Origin of the sequence: Pseudomonas sp. DY-1 (genome assembly GCF_003626975.1) — a bacterium.
GTDB lineage: Bacteria > Pseudomonadota > Gammaproteobacteria > Pseudomonadales > Pseudomonadaceae > Metapseudomonas.
Map to the genome: position 1 here is coordinate 5364535 of NZ_CP032616.1, position 15373 is coordinate 5379907.

The 15373-nt window shown below is 63.0% G+C and carries 14 protein-coding genes; 5 read left to right on the forward strand and 9 right to left on the reverse strand.

Going from position 1 to position 15373, the window contains the following annotated elements; translation table 11 throughout:
• Positions 1–10 precede the first annotated feature (10 nt).
• On the reverse strand, positions 11–1438 hold the full coding sequence (locus D6Z43_RS25240) for a di-heme oxidoredictase family protein (RefSeq protein ID WP_120654723.1): 1428 nt from the start codon (positions 1436–1438) through the stop codon (positions 11–13).
• Between the two features lie 290 nt (positions 1439–1728).
• Positions 1729–3066 carry an imelysin family protein gene (locus tag D6Z43_RS25250; protein ID WP_120654725.1) on the reverse strand — a complete coding sequence of 446 codons (1338 nt, stop codon included), beginning with the start codon at positions 3064–3066 and terminating at the stop codon, positions 1729–1731.
• 202 nt (positions 3067–3268) lie between these two features.
• Here D6Z43_RS25250 and D6Z43_RS25255 point away from each other — a divergent pair, with 202 nt between their 5' ends.
• Together D6Z43_RS25255 and D6Z43_RS25260 are read left to right on the forward strand one after the other, a co-directional pair.
• Positions 3269–3841, forward strand: coding sequence for a LemA family protein (locus tag D6Z43_RS25255; RefSeq protein WP_120654726.1), 573 nt, complete (start codon positions 3269–3271; stop codon positions 3839–3841).
• A gap of 1 nt (position 3842) precedes the next feature.
• A complete protein-coding gene (locus tag D6Z43_RS25260) occupies positions 3843–4748 on the forward strand; it encodes a GIDE domain-containing protein (RefSeq protein WP_120654727.1) in 906 nt (301 codons plus the stop codon).
• A gap of 173 nt (positions 4749–4921) precedes the next feature.
• Here the strand turns inward: D6Z43_RS25260 and D6Z43_RS25265 are convergent, their stop codons facing one another.
• The 4 genes from D6Z43_RS25265 to D6Z43_RS25280 all read right to left on the reverse strand — a co-directional run bounded on the left by D6Z43_RS25265 (position 4922) and on the right by D6Z43_RS25280 (position 9082).
• On the reverse strand, positions 4922–6988 hold the full coding sequence (locus D6Z43_RS25265) for a bifunctional diguanylate cyclase/phosphodiesterase (protein ID WP_120654728.1): 2067 nt from the start codon (positions 6986–6988) through the stop codon (positions 4922–4924).
• 287 nt (positions 6989–7275) lie between these two features.
• Positions 7276–7857 carry a superoxide dismutase [Fe] gene (sodB, locus tag D6Z43_RS25270; RefSeq protein WP_120654729.1) on the reverse strand — a complete coding sequence of 194 codons (582 nt, stop codon included), beginning with the start codon at positions 7855–7857 and terminating at the stop codon, positions 7276–7278.
• Positions 7858–8066: 209 nt separating this feature from the next.
• A complete protein-coding gene (locus D6Z43_RS25275) occupies positions 8067–8669 on the reverse strand; it encodes a LysE/ArgO family amino acid transporter (protein WP_120654730.1) in 603 nt (200 codons plus the stop codon).
• A 5-nt stretch (positions 8670–8674) separates the two neighbouring features.
• Positions 8675–9082: an ACT domain-containing protein gene (locus D6Z43_RS25280; protein WP_120654731.1), complete on the reverse strand. Its 408-nt coding sequence runs from the start codon at positions 9080–9082 to the stop codon at positions 8675–8677.
• A 100-nt stretch (positions 9083–9182) separates the two neighbouring features.
• Between D6Z43_RS25280 and D6Z43_RS25285 the strand changes: the two genes are divergently transcribed.
• Together D6Z43_RS25285 and D6Z43_RS25290 are read left to right on the forward strand one after the other, a co-directional pair.
• Positions 9183–10073, forward strand: coding sequence for a LysR family transcriptional regulator ArgP (locus tag D6Z43_RS25285; protein WP_120654732.1), 891 nt, complete (start codon positions 9183–9185; stop codon positions 10071–10073).
• A gap of 132 nt (positions 10074–10205) precedes the next feature.
• On the forward strand, positions 10206–11195 hold the full coding sequence (locus tag D6Z43_RS25290; RefSeq protein WP_120654733.1) for an NAD(P)-dependent oxidoreductase: 990 nt from the start codon (positions 10206–10208) through the stop codon (positions 11193–11195).
• On the opposite strand, the gene D6Z43_RS25295 is transcribed toward D6Z43_RS25290, so the two are convergent.
• Positions 11192–11470 (reverse strand): hypothetical protein, encoded by a 279-nt coding sequence (locus tag D6Z43_RS25295; protein WP_153918583.1) that lies wholly within the window; start codon positions 11468–11470, stop codon positions 11192–11194. The two genes, D6Z43_RS25290 and D6Z43_RS25295, sit on opposite strands and share 4 nt — an antisense overlap.
• Before the next feature lie 290 nt (positions 11471–11760).
• On the opposite strand from D6Z43_RS25295, the gene D6Z43_RS25300 reads away from it, so the two are divergent.
• Entirely contained in the window at positions 11761–12609 is an 849-nt protein-coding gene (locus D6Z43_RS25300) for an ATPase (RefSeq protein WP_120654734.1), read from the forward strand.
• 486 nt (positions 12610–13095) lie between these two features.
• Here D6Z43_RS25300 and D6Z43_RS25305 read toward each other — a convergent pair whose 3' ends face one another.
• Positions 13096–14403 carry an OprD family outer membrane porin gene (locus tag D6Z43_RS25305; protein ID WP_120654735.1) on the reverse strand — a complete coding sequence of 436 codons (1308 nt, stop codon included), beginning with the start codon at positions 14401–14403 and terminating at the stop codon, positions 13096–13098.
• A gap of 187 nt (positions 14404–14590) precedes the next feature.
• Positions 14591–15370 (reverse strand): IclR family transcriptional regulator, encoded by a 780-nt coding sequence (locus D6Z43_RS25310; RefSeq protein WP_256660921.1) that lies wholly within the window; start codon positions 15368–15370, stop codon positions 14591–14593.
• Positions 15371–15373: the final 3 nt, after the last annotated feature.

Here is a 15373-nt window from a genome sequence, read left to right on the forward strand (position 1 = left end):
GCAGGGCTCCTTATAGAGAATTCAGGAAAGCCAGCAGCGCGGCACGCTGTCCGGCATCGTATTTCAGGACCTTCTGCTTCGCCGCTTCCGCTTCGCCTCCGTGCCAGAGAATGGCCTCCAGCAGGTTGCGTGCGCGGCCGTCGTGCAGGAACTGGGTGTGGCCGCTCACGGTTTCGGTCAGCCCGATGCCCCAGAGCGGCGGGGTGCGCCAGTCGCGGCCAGTGGCCTGGAACTCAGCGCGGCCGTCGGCCAGGCCCTCGCCCATGTCGTGGAGCAGCAGGTCGCTGTATGGACGGATCACCTGGTTGGCCAGCTCGGGTTCGGCGGCATCGGCCGCAGTGGTGAAACTTGGGGTATGACAGGACTGGCAGCCAGCCCGGTGGAACAGGCCCTTGCCTTCCAGTACTTGCGCACTATCCACGTCGCGGCGGGCCGGTACGGCCAGGTTGCGGGTGTAGAACAATACGAGGGACAGGATGTTATCGCTGACTTCCGGCTCTCCACCATTCACCGTGGTCTTGCAGGCGGTCTGTGCCGCCGTGCAATCGTCCTTCGACAGGGCGTTGGTGGTAAGGCCCATATCACCAGAGAAGGCGTGAAAATTCTGTTGATTCAGATTCGGCTGCCCGGCCTTCCAGCCGAAGCGACCGAGCACCGTCTTGCCGGCGACATCGTCCCAGACCTGGTTGGCGCGGCCGCGGACACCATTACCATCGGTGTCGTCCGGGTCCGCATTGGCGAGAATCGCCGCTTCGGGGATCGCCTCGAGCAGGCCCAGGCCGATCATCGGCGGGGCGACGCGTGCGGAGAACAACGTATCGGGATGCATCGCGCCATAACCGAGTTGGGTGATTTCCAGGCGCGGCTTGCGCAGCTCTAAAGTCGTGCCGTCGGCAAAGGTCACTGGAACGGTGTCGTAGCTGACCCGCACTTTGCCCTCGGGCTCGAGGCCGGGAATCGATACGTCCTGCAGCTGGCCGCCGTAAACGGGTTCCGGCACCACGCCCAGACGTTCGAGCTGCCTTGCGTGTTCGGCCGAGGCGTCAGACGGAATCGACAGGCGTACCAGCATCGACACGGCGTTGCTTGCACCTGGTTCCGGCGGATGGCCGCGACCGTCTTTCACGTGGCAGTTCTGGCAGGCATTGGTATTGAACAGGGGGCCGAGGCCGTCACGCGCCGTGGTGGTGGAGGGCGCGATAACCCAGGGGTTGCGGAAAAAGCTGTTACCCACGCTGAAGTCCAGCCTGCGCGAGGGCGTCAGGTTGCCCGAGGGCATGGAAAAGGCGTTGTGGTCGAACTGGCGGACCGAAGCAGCTCCGCCGGAAAGGTGCTCGCCGGGTTCGGCCTGGGTGAACCGCGGCGCGTCGTCACAGGCACTGAGGCCAAGGGCCAGCAGCAGGGGCGACAGGCGGCGAAAGGCCGGTGGAGCGAGCATTGGCGGGGTCCGGTCGGCAAATAAACAGGCCGGCAAGCTTATCAGGACTGGGGGCTCTGAATAAGAGGGATTTGCGTTTGGCTTGCATTCTTGGCCGGAGTCCGTAGACATCCTTGTGGGGGCGATTTCAATCGCCAAGCAGGACGAAGTCCTGCCCCGAAGCCGCGCAGGGGCGGCTGCGCCACCCTTGGCGAATGAATTCGCCCCTACAAGGAAACGCACGGAACTTCAGGCACAAAAAAGCGGATGCGGCACTGGGCCGCATCCGCTTCCTGCTACCGCTGTGTCGATCAGAACTGGTGATCGGCGTTGTCCGGCTTCAGGTCGGTGATGCCGAGTTTGCCAGCGGCATCCTCGATGGCACCGGTCTGTTTGACAAGAGAGGCGATGGCGTCACGCACCAGTTGCTGGCCGGCGGTATTGTCGGCGGCAATCAGCTGGTCGAAATGCACGCCCTTGTTGGCGCTGTCCACCAGGGCTTGCAGCTTGCCTTCGGTGGCTTCCAGGTCGGCCTTCAGGGTGGTGTCGGTCTGAGCATCAGCCTTGGCCACCAGGGAGGACAGGCTCGGGCCGGTCAGGGTGGTGCCGTCGACCTTCTTGTACTCGCCCAAGTAGACGTTACGGATGCCCTTGCCGTTGTAGAAGTGAGAGTTGTGGGTGTTGTCGCTGAAGCAATCGTGCTCGTCTTCGGTGGAGTTGGCTTCCAGGGCGACCTTCATGCGCTCGCCGGCCAGCTCGCCGAGAGACAGGCTGCCCATGCCGAACAGCATCTTGCGCAAGCCGGATTCGGCCGGTTCGGCTTCCAGCTTGGCGCGGTAGTTGTCGGCAACGCCCGGTTTCCACTGGCCAACCATGTACTCGAGGTCGGAAACCAGCAGGTCGGTCACGGCCTTCAGGTACTGGCGGCGACGCTCGCTATGACCGCCGGTGGAGCCTTCGCCGACCACGTAGTCGGTGGCGGGACGGTTGCCGGCGCCCGGGCCGGTGCCGTTCAGATCCTGACCCCAGAGGAGGAATTCGATGGCGTGGTAGCCGGTGGCGACGTTGGCTTCGGAGCCGCCCAGTTCGTTCAGGCTTGCCAGTTTCTCACCGGTGATTTCGGTGACGTCGATCTTTTCTTCGCCGACCTGGATGGTGGTATTGGCGATGATGTTGGCGGTGGCGCCAGGGTTACCCAGGGCGTGCTGGTAGTCGCCGGCGACGTAGTCGATCAGGCCTTCGTCCAGCGGCCAGGCGTTCAGTTGGCCTTCCCAGTCGTCGACCACCGGGTTGCCGAAGCGGAACACTTCGGTCTGCATGTAGGGCGCGCGGGCGGCCAGCCAGGCTTCACGGGCTGCCTTCAGGGTGTCGGCGTCGGGCTTGGCGAGGAATGCGTCAACGGCTTTCTGCAGGTTTGCGCCGGTGGCGTGGGCGTCGGTGAAGACGGCCAGGGCGAGGTCTGCATAGTGAGCAACGACTTTCTTGGCCTCGGCCTCATCGACCTTGGCAGTTGCAGCCGGGGCCGCGGCAGTGCTGGCAGCCGGTGCGGTGGCTTGCGGTGCTGCAGCTTCTTTCTTGTCGTCACCGCAACCGGTGAGGGCAATGGCGACGGCGAGCAGGCTGGCGGCAGCCAGGGGCTTACGAATCATGGGCGAGGTCCTTTGCTTCTGGGTGATGGCAATCTGAAGTTGCGCAAATGAAAACCGCAACATAATGCGAAAGATTTTCATTTTTGGAAAGGATGTTGTCGGGCGTTTTGCAACAGCTGTGTACGGGGTCTCCGCGTCCCTGTACGAATGCCATTAGAATCGCCCGGTTCCCCATGACCCGCAGCCTGAAGGAGAAGCCTGCATGAGTCTGACCAGCGTTGCCCTGATCGTGGTCCTGCTTCTGGTCGCCGCCTACGCGGTGATCCTCTACAACGCGCTGGTGCGGCTCAAGCACGGGGTAGGCAAGGCCTGGTCGAACATCGAAGTGCTCCTCAAGCAGCGGCATGACGAACTGCCCAAGCTGGTGGAGACCTGCAAGCAGTACATGCAGCACGAGCGCACCACCCTCGAGCGGGTGATCGCAGCGCGCAATGCCGTGGCCAGTGCCCGCGAGAAGGGTGACATCGGCGCGCTCGGCCAGGCCGAGAGCGGTCTGCGCGCCGGCCTCGGGCAGCTCTTCGCGCTGGCGGAGAGCTACCCGCAACTCAAGGCCAACGAGAGCTTCCAGTTCCTCCAGCAGCGCATCAGCGGCCTGGAGAACGGCATCGCCGACCGCCGTGAGCTGTACAACGAGGCGGTGAACCTGAACAACGTGCGCATCGAGCAGTTCCCGGATGTGATCATCGCCGGCCTGTTCGGCTTCAAGGCTGCCGAGCTGCTGGAGTTCAGCGACGCCGAGAAAGCCGACGTCGATCTCAAGAGCCTGTTCAGCTGACATGGCAGTGGATGTAGCCGGGCTGGCCATCAGCCTGGGATTCAGCTTGGGCGCCTTTGCCGGTGGTGGCTGGTGGTGCCTGCGCCGCCTGGCCCAGGCGCGGCTGCTGCTGGATACCCCGACCTCGAAGATCCGCTCAGCGGCCCAGGGATACGTGGAGCTCTACGGCATGCTCCATCCCAATGGAGACGGCCAACTGGTGGCGCCACTGACGGGCAAGCCCTGCCTCTGGTGGCGCTATCGCATCGAGGAGTACAGCGAGCGAGGCAAGAGCAAGAGCTGGCGAGTGGTGGACAGTGGCGTCAGCGACGCCTGGCTGCGCCTGGCCGACTCCACTGGCGAATGCCTGATCGATCCGCGCGGTGCCGAAGTGCGCCCGTCGACCCGCGAAGTCTGGAAAGGCCATCAGCGTCATCCTCGTGGTGCCCGCGTTTCTGGCGGCCTGAGTGGCTGGTTGTCTGGCGGCGAGTACCGCTATACCGAGGAGCGTCTGCATGCCGACGAGCCGCTGTACGCCATCGGTGACTTCCGCACCAGTGGCGGTGGTCGGCAGGGTCTGGACCCGATCTCGGCCCAGGGGGCGGTGATCCGCGAATGGAAAGGCGATTTCACCGGCCTGCTGCAACGCTTCGACAGCAACGGCGATGGCCAGCTGGACGAAGCGGAGTGGTCGCGCGTGCGCCTGGCCGCCAGCCTCGAAGCCGAAGACCGTCATCGCCAGACCAGCGCGGCGCCTGCCGTGAATCAGATGCGTCGTCCGGTGGAGTCGCACCCTTTCCTGCTCTCCAGTCATGGTGAAGATGTGCTCGCCCGGCAGTTCCGTTGGCAGGCACTGCTTGGCGCAGTGCTCTGCGTCGGCGGTGCGGTGGCGACCGTCTACCTGCTGAAGGTGACTGGGCTCCTGTAGATCCAATCACGCTTCATCGATCCACCATTGGCGCTCAATGTGGGGGCGCCATCCACCCTGCGGGGTCACTGCGCGACCCTTGGCGAATGAATTCACTCCCACAAACGAATCCTGAGCTTTGCACGGTAAGCACCCTCTCCCTTCAGGGAAAGGGTAGGGGGAGAGGGTTGACGTCAGAGTGTGGCGGGATTGGACGCAGCGTTGGACAGGCGACGGGCCTGCTTGAGGTAGAGGGTGAGTTCGCGGGCGGGCAGGGGCTTGCTGTAGAGATAGCCCTGACCCTCGTTGCAGCCCTGGGCGATGATGTAGGCCTCCTGCTCGGTGGTTTCCACACCTTCTGCGATCACCTGCATGCCCAGGTTGCGCGCCAATTGGATGATGGCGCGGACGATGGTGGCGTCGTCTTCGTCTTCCAGCACGTCCTGCACGAAGCTCTTGTCGATCTTGATCTTGTCCAGCGGCAGGCTCTTCAGGTAGCTCAGCGAGGAGTAGCCAGTCCCGAAGTCGTCGATCGCGATCAGCGCGCCGGAGCGGCGCAGGCTCAGCAGGTGCTGGGCGGCAGTGGAGATGTCTTCCATCAGGCCGGTTTCGGTGACTTCCATCTCCAGGCTGCGTTGTGGCAGGCGATAGACCTGCAGCAGGTTGTTCACCACCCGTGGCAGCTCCGCATGGTGCAGCTGCACGGTAGAAAGGTTGATGGCCATGCGCAGTTCGCTGAAGCCCTGGTCGTGCCATTCGCGAAGCTGGCGGCAGGCCTGGTCCAGCACCCACTCGCCGATGGGAATGATCGTGCCGTTCTGCTCGGCCAGCGGGATGAACAGGTCCGGCGGCACGAAACCGTGCTGCGGGTGTTGCCAGCGCAGCAGCGCTTCGACGCCCACTACACGGTGGTCGCGGTAATCCACCTGGGGTTGGTAGACCAGGTGCATCTCGCCTCGGTTGAGGGCTTCGCGTAGATCCTTCTCCAGTTCGCGGCGCCGCCGCATTTCGCTGTCGACGCTGGCGATGTAGAACTGGTAACGGTTGCGCGAGCGGCTCTTGGCCAGGGTCATGGTCTGCTCGGCTTTCTGCAGCAGCTTCTCCGTGCTGTCGCCATCCTCCGGGAAGAGGGTGATGCCGATGGTGGCGCGCAGGCGTACTTCCTGCTGTTCCAGGGAGAAGGCCACTTCGAGATCGTCCAACACGCTCTGGGCCAGTTCGGCGGCTTCGTAGGGCTGCTCGATATCGGCCTGGACCAGGGCGAACTGGTCGCCCCCCAGGCGTGCCAGGGCGCCCAGTCGGCCGCTGTGGCTGCGCAGGCGGTCGGCCAGGGCAATCAGCAACTGGTCGCCGGTCTGGTAGCTGAACTGTTCGTTGACGCCCTTGAAGTCGTCCAGGCCGACGCAGAGCACCGCCACGCGGCGCTGCAGACGGCCGGCGTCTTCGAGAATCTGGTCGAGTTGTTGCTGCAGTTGCTGGCGGTTGGGCAGACCGGTGAGGAAGTCGTACTGGGCCATGCGCAGCAGGCTGTTCTCGGCTTCTCGGCGCAGGTGGGTATTGCGTTCGATGGAGGCCAGCAGGTCGTTGGCCGTGTTTATCCACAGGCCCAGTTCGTTCTTCTCGTTGCCCTTGAGCATGGGCAGCTTGTGCTCGCTGGGGCGGTCAGGGTTGATGCTGGAGAGGTGCTCGATGATCTTCGACAGCGGCTTGGTCAGCAGCCAGTGGTAAACGAGGTAGAGCACCAGGCCCATGGCCAGGGCGCGGAGTACACCGGAGATGAAGATGATCACCGAGCTGGTGACGAAGTCTTCGCCGTATGGGGCTGTATCTAGGGTGATGCTGAGGTCGCCGTAGTACTCGCTGTAGGGACTGCGGCCGACCAGTTGGGTGGTGAAGGTCTGTTCCTTGCCGAGGATGGGGTCGGTCAGCCAGCGGGTCGACAGCTCCATCAGCGGCCGGTCCTTCTCCGCCAGCATCGGCTCGTTGGGGTGGCCGATGGAGGCGTGGCGCACTGATTCGTGCTGGAACAGGCCTTCGATCACCTGCATGCCCATCTCGCGATCCAGGCTATAGACGGCCTGGGTCGAGGGGTCGCGGAACATGCCAAGGATCCGGTTGGCGTCGTTGGAAACCGCCTGCCGCGTCTTGTAGACATCGAACACGATCTGCGCGCAGCTCAGCACCACACCGACAACCAGTGCGGACAGCAGCACCACACGCAGCAGCTTCAGCGACAAGCTGTGTTTGAGATCCAGCTTCAAATGGAGATTCCTTGTTCGATGCCGCCAGGCGTCAGACGGGTGTGAGTATTGGCAAACAGGCCTTGGCCGTCAAAGGGCCAGTATGTGTATGCCACTATTCAAAGCATCGATCCACTCTCGGGACCGCCGCTTTCGATTCCCCCTCTCCTTTATGTCGGTGCGAACCGGTCCGACCTTGAGGGGGTGTCCGACAATTTTTCCCTTGTACCGCAACAAGACGACGAATGACGCGCAAAAATGAAGAAACCCGGCGAATGGCCGGGTTTCTCTTACCGCTGGAGCGGGTCTCAGGCTGCGTAGTTCTTGGCTACGAAGTCCCAGTTGACCAGGTTCCAGAAGGCCTCTACGTACTTCGGACGCAGGTTGCGGTAGTCGATGTAGTAGGCGTGTTCCCAAACGTCGCAGGTCAGCAGCGGGGTGTCGCCGCTGGTCAGCGGAACGCCGGCACCAATGGTGCTGGCCAGGGCCAGGGAGCCGTCAGCTTTCTTCACCAGCCAGGCCCAGCCGGAGCCGAAGGTGCCGATGGCGGTCTTGGTGAACTCTTCCTTGAACTTGTCGAAGGAACCGAAGGCGGCGTTGATGGCGTCAGCCAGGGCGCCGGTGGGCTGGCCACCGCCGTTCGGGCTCAGGCAGTTCCAGTAGAAGGTGTGGTTCCAGATCTGGGCCGCGTTGTTGAAGATGCCGCCGGAAGAAGTCTTGATGATCTCTTCCAGGCTCTTGCCTTCGAACTCGGTGCCCGGAACCAGGTTGTTCAGGTTTACCACGTAGGCGTTGTGGTGCTTGCCGTGGTGGAATTCCAGGGTTTCGGCGGACAGGTGCGGCTCAAGGGCGTTCTTTTCGTAAGGCAGCGGCGGCAATTCGAAAGCCATGTCTATCTCCTTCATCATCAGGTCGGGATTTTTGCGCCAGGCGCGGGGCCGTTCACGGTCGGCCGAAAAAGCGGCTGCGAGTTTGTACTCTTTATTGCCGCGAAGTCCGGATCATAGCATCGGGCATGGGGCTTAACCACGCAGCAACTGTGTGGTTAAGCCCTGCCGCCAGGGCTCTGGCACGGTTATCTCATCTGGACCCGACGCACTCAGATTCCGTTCACCAATTGAGCCGCCATGCCGAACATCATTACCGCCACTGCCAGATCGAGCAGGCGCCAGGTGGTTGGACGCGCCAGCCAGGGGGCGAGCCAGGCGGCGCCAAGGGCGAGGGCGAAGAACCATACCAGCGAGGCACTGGCAGCGCCCAAGGCGTAGGCGCCGGGGACAGCCTGTTGCGCACCGAGGGAGCCGATCAGCAGGACCGTGTCCAGGTAGACGTGGGGGTTGAGCAGGGTGACCGCCAGGGCCGCCAGCAGTACCGCGCGGCGCGATCGCGGTCCGGTTTCAGCGGACTGGTCGAGGATGCCGGGCTTAACTGCGCGACGCAGCGCCTGAATGCCGTACCAGAGCAGGAAGGCCACGCCACCCCAGCGGGCGATGGCCAGCAGCACGGGGTTCTGTGCCAGCAGGGTGGCCAGGCCGAAGACGCCGGCGCTGACCAGCAACGCATCGCACAGCACGCAGAGTGCGGCCACCGGCAGGTGGTGTTCGCGGCGCAGACTCTGGGCAAGGACGAAGGCGTTCTGTGCGCCAATGGCGATGATCAGGCCCGCCGCCACCAGTATTCCGTTCAGATAGCTCTGCCACATGTTGCTCACTCCGCCTGGGCGTTGGCCGCCAGGGCCCGCAGGGTAGAAAGGGCGCGTTCGGCGTCGGCGCTGGCAACGAACAGGTGATCGTGGAAATAGCCCGCTACGACGTTGCAGCTGATGCTGGCTTGGGCCAGGGCGCCAGCGAAGGTCGCGGTCAGGCCTACTGCACTCAGGGAGGAATGCACTTCCAGGGTGATCCAGGCCGCGCTGTAGTCGTAGGCCAGGCCCAGGCGATCGGCCTCGCTGCGTTCAAGGATCACGGTCAGTCCTTCGCGCTCGCGGAAACTGCCCAGCGGCACGCTGCCTTGCAGGCGGGCGGCGTCTTCGAGGGTGCAGAACACGTACTGGCCGGGGTTGAGTTGCGGCGACATGTTGCGGATCAGAATGGAGAGTGCAGTTTCGCCGGCCATGGTGCTTCCTTCGCTACGACGGGTTGGGATGTGGCGAGTCTGCGGCGCGAAGATGTATAAGGAAAACGAATCTTGCTGATCTCTCATTAGGAAAACTGATTTGTTCGACTACAAGTTGCTGGCCGCCTTGGCGGCCGTGGTGGAACAGGGTGGTTTCGAGCGCGCGGCCCAGTTGCTGGGGCTGTCGCAGTCCGCCGTATCGCAGCGCATCAAGCTGCTGGAGGCGCGGGTCGGTCAGCCGGTGCTGGTACGCGCGACGCCGCCAGCGCCCACTGAAGTGGGCACGCGCCTGCTCAACCATGTGCAGCAGGTGCGCCTGCTGGAACGCGACCTGCAACGCCAGGTGCCGGCACTCGAGCAGGGCGACATGCCGGAACGCCTGCGAATTGCCCTGAATGCCGACAGCCTCGCCACTTGGTGGGCCGCCGCCGTGGGGCAGTTCTGCGCCGAACAGCGGGTACTGATGGAACTGGTGGTGGAGGACCAGGAAGTGGGCCTGAAGCGCATGCGTGCTGGTGAGGTAGCGGCCTGTGTCTGCGCTGCTGAACGCCCAGTGGCCGGCGCCCGCAGTCTGCCGCTTGGTGCGATGCGTTACCGTGCCCTGGCCAGCCCCGCGTTCATCGAGCGGAATTTCCCCAAGGGCGTCACGCCGGGGGCATTGGCCCGCTCACCGGCAATCGTGTTCGGCCCGGATGATCTGCTGCAGCACCGTTACCTGGCAGCGTTGGGAGTCGAAGGCGGCTTCGTCCATCACCTTTGTCCCTCCTCGGAAGGCTTCGTGCGCTTGACGGAAGGCGGCCTGGGCTGGGGGCTGGTGCCCGAGCAGCAGGTGGGGGCGCAGCTGGCGCGGGGCGAGTTGCGGGAATTGATTGCCGACCAGCCCATCGACGTGCCGCTCTATTGGCATCACTGGCGACATGGCGGCGAACTGCTGGGCCTGCTCACCGATCATCTGGCTGCGGCAGCCAGTCGCTGGCTGGTGCCGCTGTGACGTTGCCGGCCCGGCGGGAACGATGATCGGGGATAACGTTCAGAGTCGTTCTATTGGCTCGCGACGCCACACCTGGCAGGCATCAGGGCTGCTAGAGTCGCGGGCATCACGAGGCATGGCAGGGGACCATCGATGAAGATTCTGGTGACAGGGGCGAGTGGGTTCATCGGCGGACGTTTCGCTCGTTTCGCGCTGGAGCAGGGGCTCGACGTGCGGGTGAATGGACGCCGGCCGGAGGGCGTGGAGCATCTGGTCAAGCGCGGTGCCGAATTCGTCCAGGGCGACTTGTCGGACACGGACCTGGTGCTGCGCCTGTGCGACGACGTCGAAGCGGTGGTGCATTGCGCAGGCGCGGTCGGCGTCTGGGGCAAGTACGAGCACTTTCACCAGGCCAACGTACAGGTCACCGAAAACGTGGTCGAAGCCTGCCTGAAGCAGCGAGTGAAGCGTCTGGTGCACCTGTCCTCGCCTTCGATCTACTTCGATGGCCGTTCCCATGTCGGTATTCGTGAAGAACAGGTGCCCAAGCGCTTCTCCGATCATTACGGCGCCACCAAGTACCTGGCCGAGCAGAAAGTGTTCGCCGCCGAAGAGTTCGGCCTGGAAGTGATCGCCTTCCGTCCGCGCTTCGTCACTGGCGCGGGGGATACCAGCATCTTTCCGCGCCTTATCGCCATGCAGCGCAAAGGCCGTCTTAAGATCATCGGCAACGGCCTGAACAAGGTCGACTTCACCAGCGTGCAGAACCTCAACGACGCCCTGCTCAGCGGTCTTCTGGCTGCCGGGCCGGCGCTTGGACAGGTCTACAACATCAGCAATGGCCAACCGGTGCCGATCTGGGATGTCATCAACTATGTGCTGCGCAAGCTGGGCGTCCCCCAGGTGACCCGGCACGTTCCCTATGGCTTGGCCTACAGTGCCGCGCTCGTGAACGAGTCGGTCTGCAGGATTCTGCCGGGGCGGCCGGAACCCTCGCTTTATCGACTGGCCGTGGCGGTGATGGCCAAGGACTTCTCCCTGGATATCAGCCGCGCGCGGCAGTACCTGGACTACGATCCGCGGGTGAACGTCTGGACGGCGCTGGATGAGTTCTGTGCGTGGTGGGGCGCTCAGCAGCCCTAACCGCGCAAGGGACCGGCGTACTGGGTGTACTTGCGAACCAGTTCTTCTTCGCTCAGCACCGGCGGTTTGAGGCGAATGCCGGTCAGGATACTGAGGTGCTCGCCCAGCTCGCGGGTCGTGTCGCGCTGAGATTCGGCGCACGCATTGAGCATGGACAGGATGGCGTCGGGCTGGCTGAGGCGGATATCCACAGCCTGTTCGTCTCGAAGCTGGCGCCGCAGGGTTTGCATGCAGTCCAGCACAGCCTTGGTCAATTCCACTCCTTCTTCCCCCATGGTCGAAGTGTGCTCCTGCCCTTCATGGCGACGAGCGAGAAGCCTGGCGGAGCCTTTGGCTCCGGATGGCGATTTCCTGGCATGGCCCCGTGCCGGGGCTGGCAACTGGCTAGCAAGCCCCGTACCAGGCTGTAAACCCCGGAACTGCTGGGCCCTGGCGTGGTCAATCGAGTGTCTCTGCCCCTGAGCAGTGCAACCCGCACCGCCGTGGCGCGACGCTGAAGACCGCCGTGCGAACCGGTATACTCCCGGCCATTCGCGGTTCTGCGTTTCTCTCCAAAGGTCCCCCAATGCGCAACGACGCTCTTGACGAAGTGGATGATGTCCCCAGCCTGACTACCGATGCCCGTGATCGCGACGAGTTCGGTCATCACCCGGTGGCTGAGCCCGTGCATCGCCACAACAATGGTTATTCAGCCGCTGCTCCCGTGGGCAAGGGAGCCAGCACCGGGCCGCTCTGGGCCCTGGTGGTTGCCCTGGTCGTCGCCCTCTGTGGCCTCGGCTGGTGGAGCTTCCAGCAGATCAGCCTGATGGAGCAGCAACTGGTGGCGACGCAGGAAAGCTTTGCCCGCATCAGTGAAGAGGCAGCCGGCCGCATCCAGGACATCTCCGGTAAGGTGGTCGCCACCGAATCCAGCGTGACCAGCGGCAGTGAGTCCATGAAGCTGCAGATCAAGCAGCTGCAGGCCAAGGTAGTCGAACTGACCAAGCAGCAGCAGGCCGCTGGCGCTCAGCTTGGCAGCCAGGGCAAGCGAGTCGATCAGCTCGCGGCTGACGTCAAGGCTGCGCAGAGTGCGGCGACCCAGGTGGGCAGCCAACTGGGCAGCAAGCTCGACGGCCTGGCGAGCGAGCAAAGCAAGCTCAAGGCCGCCCAAGGCGATATGGCCCAGCTGGACAGCCGTCTGAAGGGCCTGGGCAGTGATGTCGAGGCGCTGAAGAAGCAGGGCAATCCGAACCAGGCGATCAAGGGCCTGGAGCAGGACCTGCTGGTGCTGCGTAGCGAAATGGACAACCGTCCGGCACCGTCCCAGGGTGCCAGCACCGCCGAGTTCGATGCTTTCCGCGCGCAAATGACCCGCAATATCAGCACTCTGCAAAGCCAGGTGCAGAACCTGCAGCAGCAGCTGAACATGCGCTGATCCAAGCTGCTTGAGAAAAGCCCCCGTGCCTTGTGGTTCGGGGGCTTTTTTATGGGTGATTCGAGGTTTCGGGAAGGTTTCGCATGTTATTGGCAATCTGGAGCCTGGGAGTCCAGCTCATTGACGAGCGGGCTCTGGCTTAATGTTTCACCTTCCCGGGCGACTCCCTTTTGCAGTCGCCCAAAAGGAAGCAAGTACGCTTGCCCCTGCATCCGGCCCGGCTTCGCCGGGTGCCCTCGCTCCATCATTGCGCCGGGCCCCTCTCGCCTCTCGCGGCATCGATGCCGCTCGTTCCCTCTGCAACGATTCCGCTCGGCCTTCTGAAGGGGCGGAATGGTTGCTTAGTTCCAGGTCGCGGGCTGCTTCAGGATTGTTAGGTCGTCGCCGGCGCGAGTCACCCCTCTAGGTTTGGGAGAGGGGGCGGGGGAGGGAGGCCCGGACACGCGCATAAATTTTCAATTCAAAGTGAAGATCGCGTCTCCAGCCTTAAAACCTGAATACGTAATTCAGATAAAACCGCTCGGCATTGTGGGTAATGATCCCTGCCGGGCCGCGGGAAGCGGTGGTGCGCTCGATGCCGTCCGGTTGGCCCTTGGTGTGGAACTCGTTGTGCAGCCAGACCAGGCTCAAGCCTTTCAGGGCGCCCGTGAAACTGTACTGCAGCAAACTCTGGAATTCCCGGCGGGAAAACCCGTCGTAACCGGCTGCGTGATCGGAAAAGGCATAGTGAACATCCAGCCTGAGTTGTGGAAGACCAATTGAACTGAAGTTGGTGCCGCCCACAAGTTTGAACATTTCCTCATCTTCCACGCCGAAGAAATAGAACAACTTTGCGCTGCTGTTCCAGGCGCCGTGATCCTTGCTGAAGAACAAACGGTCGAAGTCGTCACCTCGAACTTTGTTGTAGGTCATGCCGGCGTAATAGTTCGTCGTACGGTATTTCGCGGAAAGATCGATATAGCGCGCGTCATGGGAGGTTTCTGCTTCGTAGAGTCCGGGTACGCCCTGGTAGTCGAACAGATCGCCGGCATCCTGCTGCATGCCCTGGGTGGCGTAGAGATCGATGAAGCGGCCGGCACCCAGGTCGAAGCTGTGCTCCAGCTTGATGGAGGCGGCGCGCAAGTAGTTATCGGACTCGGAGTATTCGGCCAGCAAGTTGCTGCCGAAGGGCATCCGGTAGGCAAGGGCGAACAGCTGCAGTTGGTCGATCTTCTCGCCGCGGAAATTGCTCAGGTCGTCGCCCCAGCCATTCTCGTTGCGCGGACTGAACTGGTTCACCCGGCTGTAGCGCAGGTTCAGGCTGCCTATGCGGTAGTCCGCATCGAGGCCCGTGGTACCGGCGGGGAGGATACGGGTGGCGTCATCGAAATACTGGGCATAGCGGCGGACCTTCTTGCCGCCGCCCACCACCAGTTCGCCTGCGTCTCCCTGCAGGCGGCCGCGCAGGTAGGCCTCCAGGGGCTTGGCAAGACCATGAGGTGACTGCACCGAGTCGTCGGGTTCGAGGTTGCTGATGCTGTTGGCGTCGTCGCCGATGCGCAGGTCATCGGCCAGGCCGTAGCTGTAGTCCACGCCCAGCACGTCCCGGTACCAGCCGGAATTGAAACTGAACTGAGTGCCCTGGACCCATTCGTCGCGGGTGGGGCCGACACCGTCGCCGTTGTTTTCCTTCCAGTAGAACTGGCTGTAGCGAAGTGACGTGATGCTGTCATTGATAAAGCCATCGGCACTTGCACTTCCTGCCAGTAAGAGTCCGGCAATCCCCGCCAGATACTCGCAGCGAACTCTGCACATCTCATCACCTTTATTCTTGTGTTATGACGAAAAGACCGATTTCCGGGTCGTGGTCTATTGTCGATTCACGCGAATAAAGGGCAATTCAATTGGGTTCCGCGCTGTGGAATCACAACTTCAAGAGTGAATGAAAAGTATCCGTCAGAGTTGTCGACGGATACTTTTCATCAAGACGGCGGTCGAGTGTTCAGCCGAGACTGTGCTGCAACTGGCTGACGGTGCTGGCCAGTCTTCCGAGATGGCGTTCCCTTACGCTCTCGACGCTGCCGGTATCCCGTGGCCAGTGCAGCGCGATGCTGCCGACCAGGCGGCCCCGGCTGAGTATCGGCAGCGCCACGGCGCGGATCAGGAAGGGCAGCCGTATCGAGTATTCCCACGAGCCCTCGGTGCGCTCGCCAAAGCCGCGGTTGTGGGTCTGTTCGTGGGCCTGCAGCAGGTCATCACCGCTGAGCCGGTGGTGCTGCGCCAGGCGCTGTACCTCGGAACTGTCCAACTCGCCGAGGCAGGCCTTGCCCATGGCCGAATGGAACAGGCTGGCCCGCAACCCTATGACCAGACGATTGCCCGGATATCGCTTGCGCAGCACCTCCGGAATGGAGCTTTCCATCACATGCAGCTCGTCGCCGTCAAAGTACGACAGGTCGGCCACCAGCCCGGTGCTCTCGCTCAGGTCCAGCAGCAGCGGCGCAGCCTGCTCGACAAGGAGCCGGCTGAACCGCTGGGCGGGATTGCCGAACAGGCGGCGGGAGCATAGGCGATAGCGGCGGTCGCACAGTCCCCGGTAGAGCCAGCCCTGCTCCTGCAGGGTGTGCAACAGTCGCGAGACGGTCGCCTTCGGCAGTCCCGTGAGGTAGTGGAGTTCTTCCAGCCCGAGTTCCTGGTGTTCGCCCAATAGCTCGACTATCGCCAGCGCGCGTTCCACCGACCTGACCGTGCCACCATCGTCTTTACCCTGAGTCTCCGCCACCTG

Coding starts and splice junctions, on each gene's coding strand:
- D6Z43_RS25275 (WP_120654730.1), bottom strand. CDS start 8,669: ATGTGGCAGAGCTATCTGAACGGAATACTGGTGGCGGCGGGCCTGATC.
- D6Z43_RS25240 (WP_120654723.1), bottom strand. CDS start 1,438: ATGCTCGCTCCACCGGCCTTTCGCCGCCTGTCGCCCCTGCTGCTGGCC.
- D6Z43_RS25255 (WP_120654726.1), top strand. CDS start 3,269: ATGAGTCTGACCAGCGTTGCCCTGATCGTGGTCCTGCTTCTGGTCGCC.
- D6Z43_RS25300 (WP_120654734.1), top strand. CDS start 11,761: ATGCGCAACGACGCTCTTGACGAAGTGGATGATGTCCCCAGCCTGACT.
- D6Z43_RS25250 (WP_120654725.1), bottom strand. CDS start 3,066: ATGATTCGTAAGCCCCTGGCTGCCGCCAGCCTGCTCGCCGTCGCCATT.
- D6Z43_RS25305 (WP_120654735.1), bottom strand. CDS start 14,403: ATGTGCAGAGTTCGCTGCGAGTATCTGGCGGGGATTGCCGGACTCTTA.
- D6Z43_RS25295 (WP_153918583.1), bottom strand. CDS start 11,470: ATGGGGGAAGAAGGAGTGGAATTGACCAAGGCTGTGCTGGACTGCATG.
- D6Z43_RS25290 (WP_120654733.1), top strand. CDS start 10,206: ATGAAGATTCTGGTGACAGGGGCGAGTGGGTTCATCGGCGGACGTTTC.
- D6Z43_RS25260 (WP_120654727.1), top strand. CDS start 3,843: ATGGCAGTGGATGTAGCCGGGCTGGCCATCAGCCTGGGATTCAGCTTG.
- sodB (WP_120654729.1), bottom strand. CDS start 7,857: ATGGCTTTCGAATTGCCGCCGCTGCCTTACGAAAAGAACGCCCTTGAG.
- D6Z43_RS25280 (WP_120654731.1), bottom strand. CDS start 9,082: ATGGCCGGCGAAACTGCACTCTCCATTCTGATCCGCAACATGTCGCCG.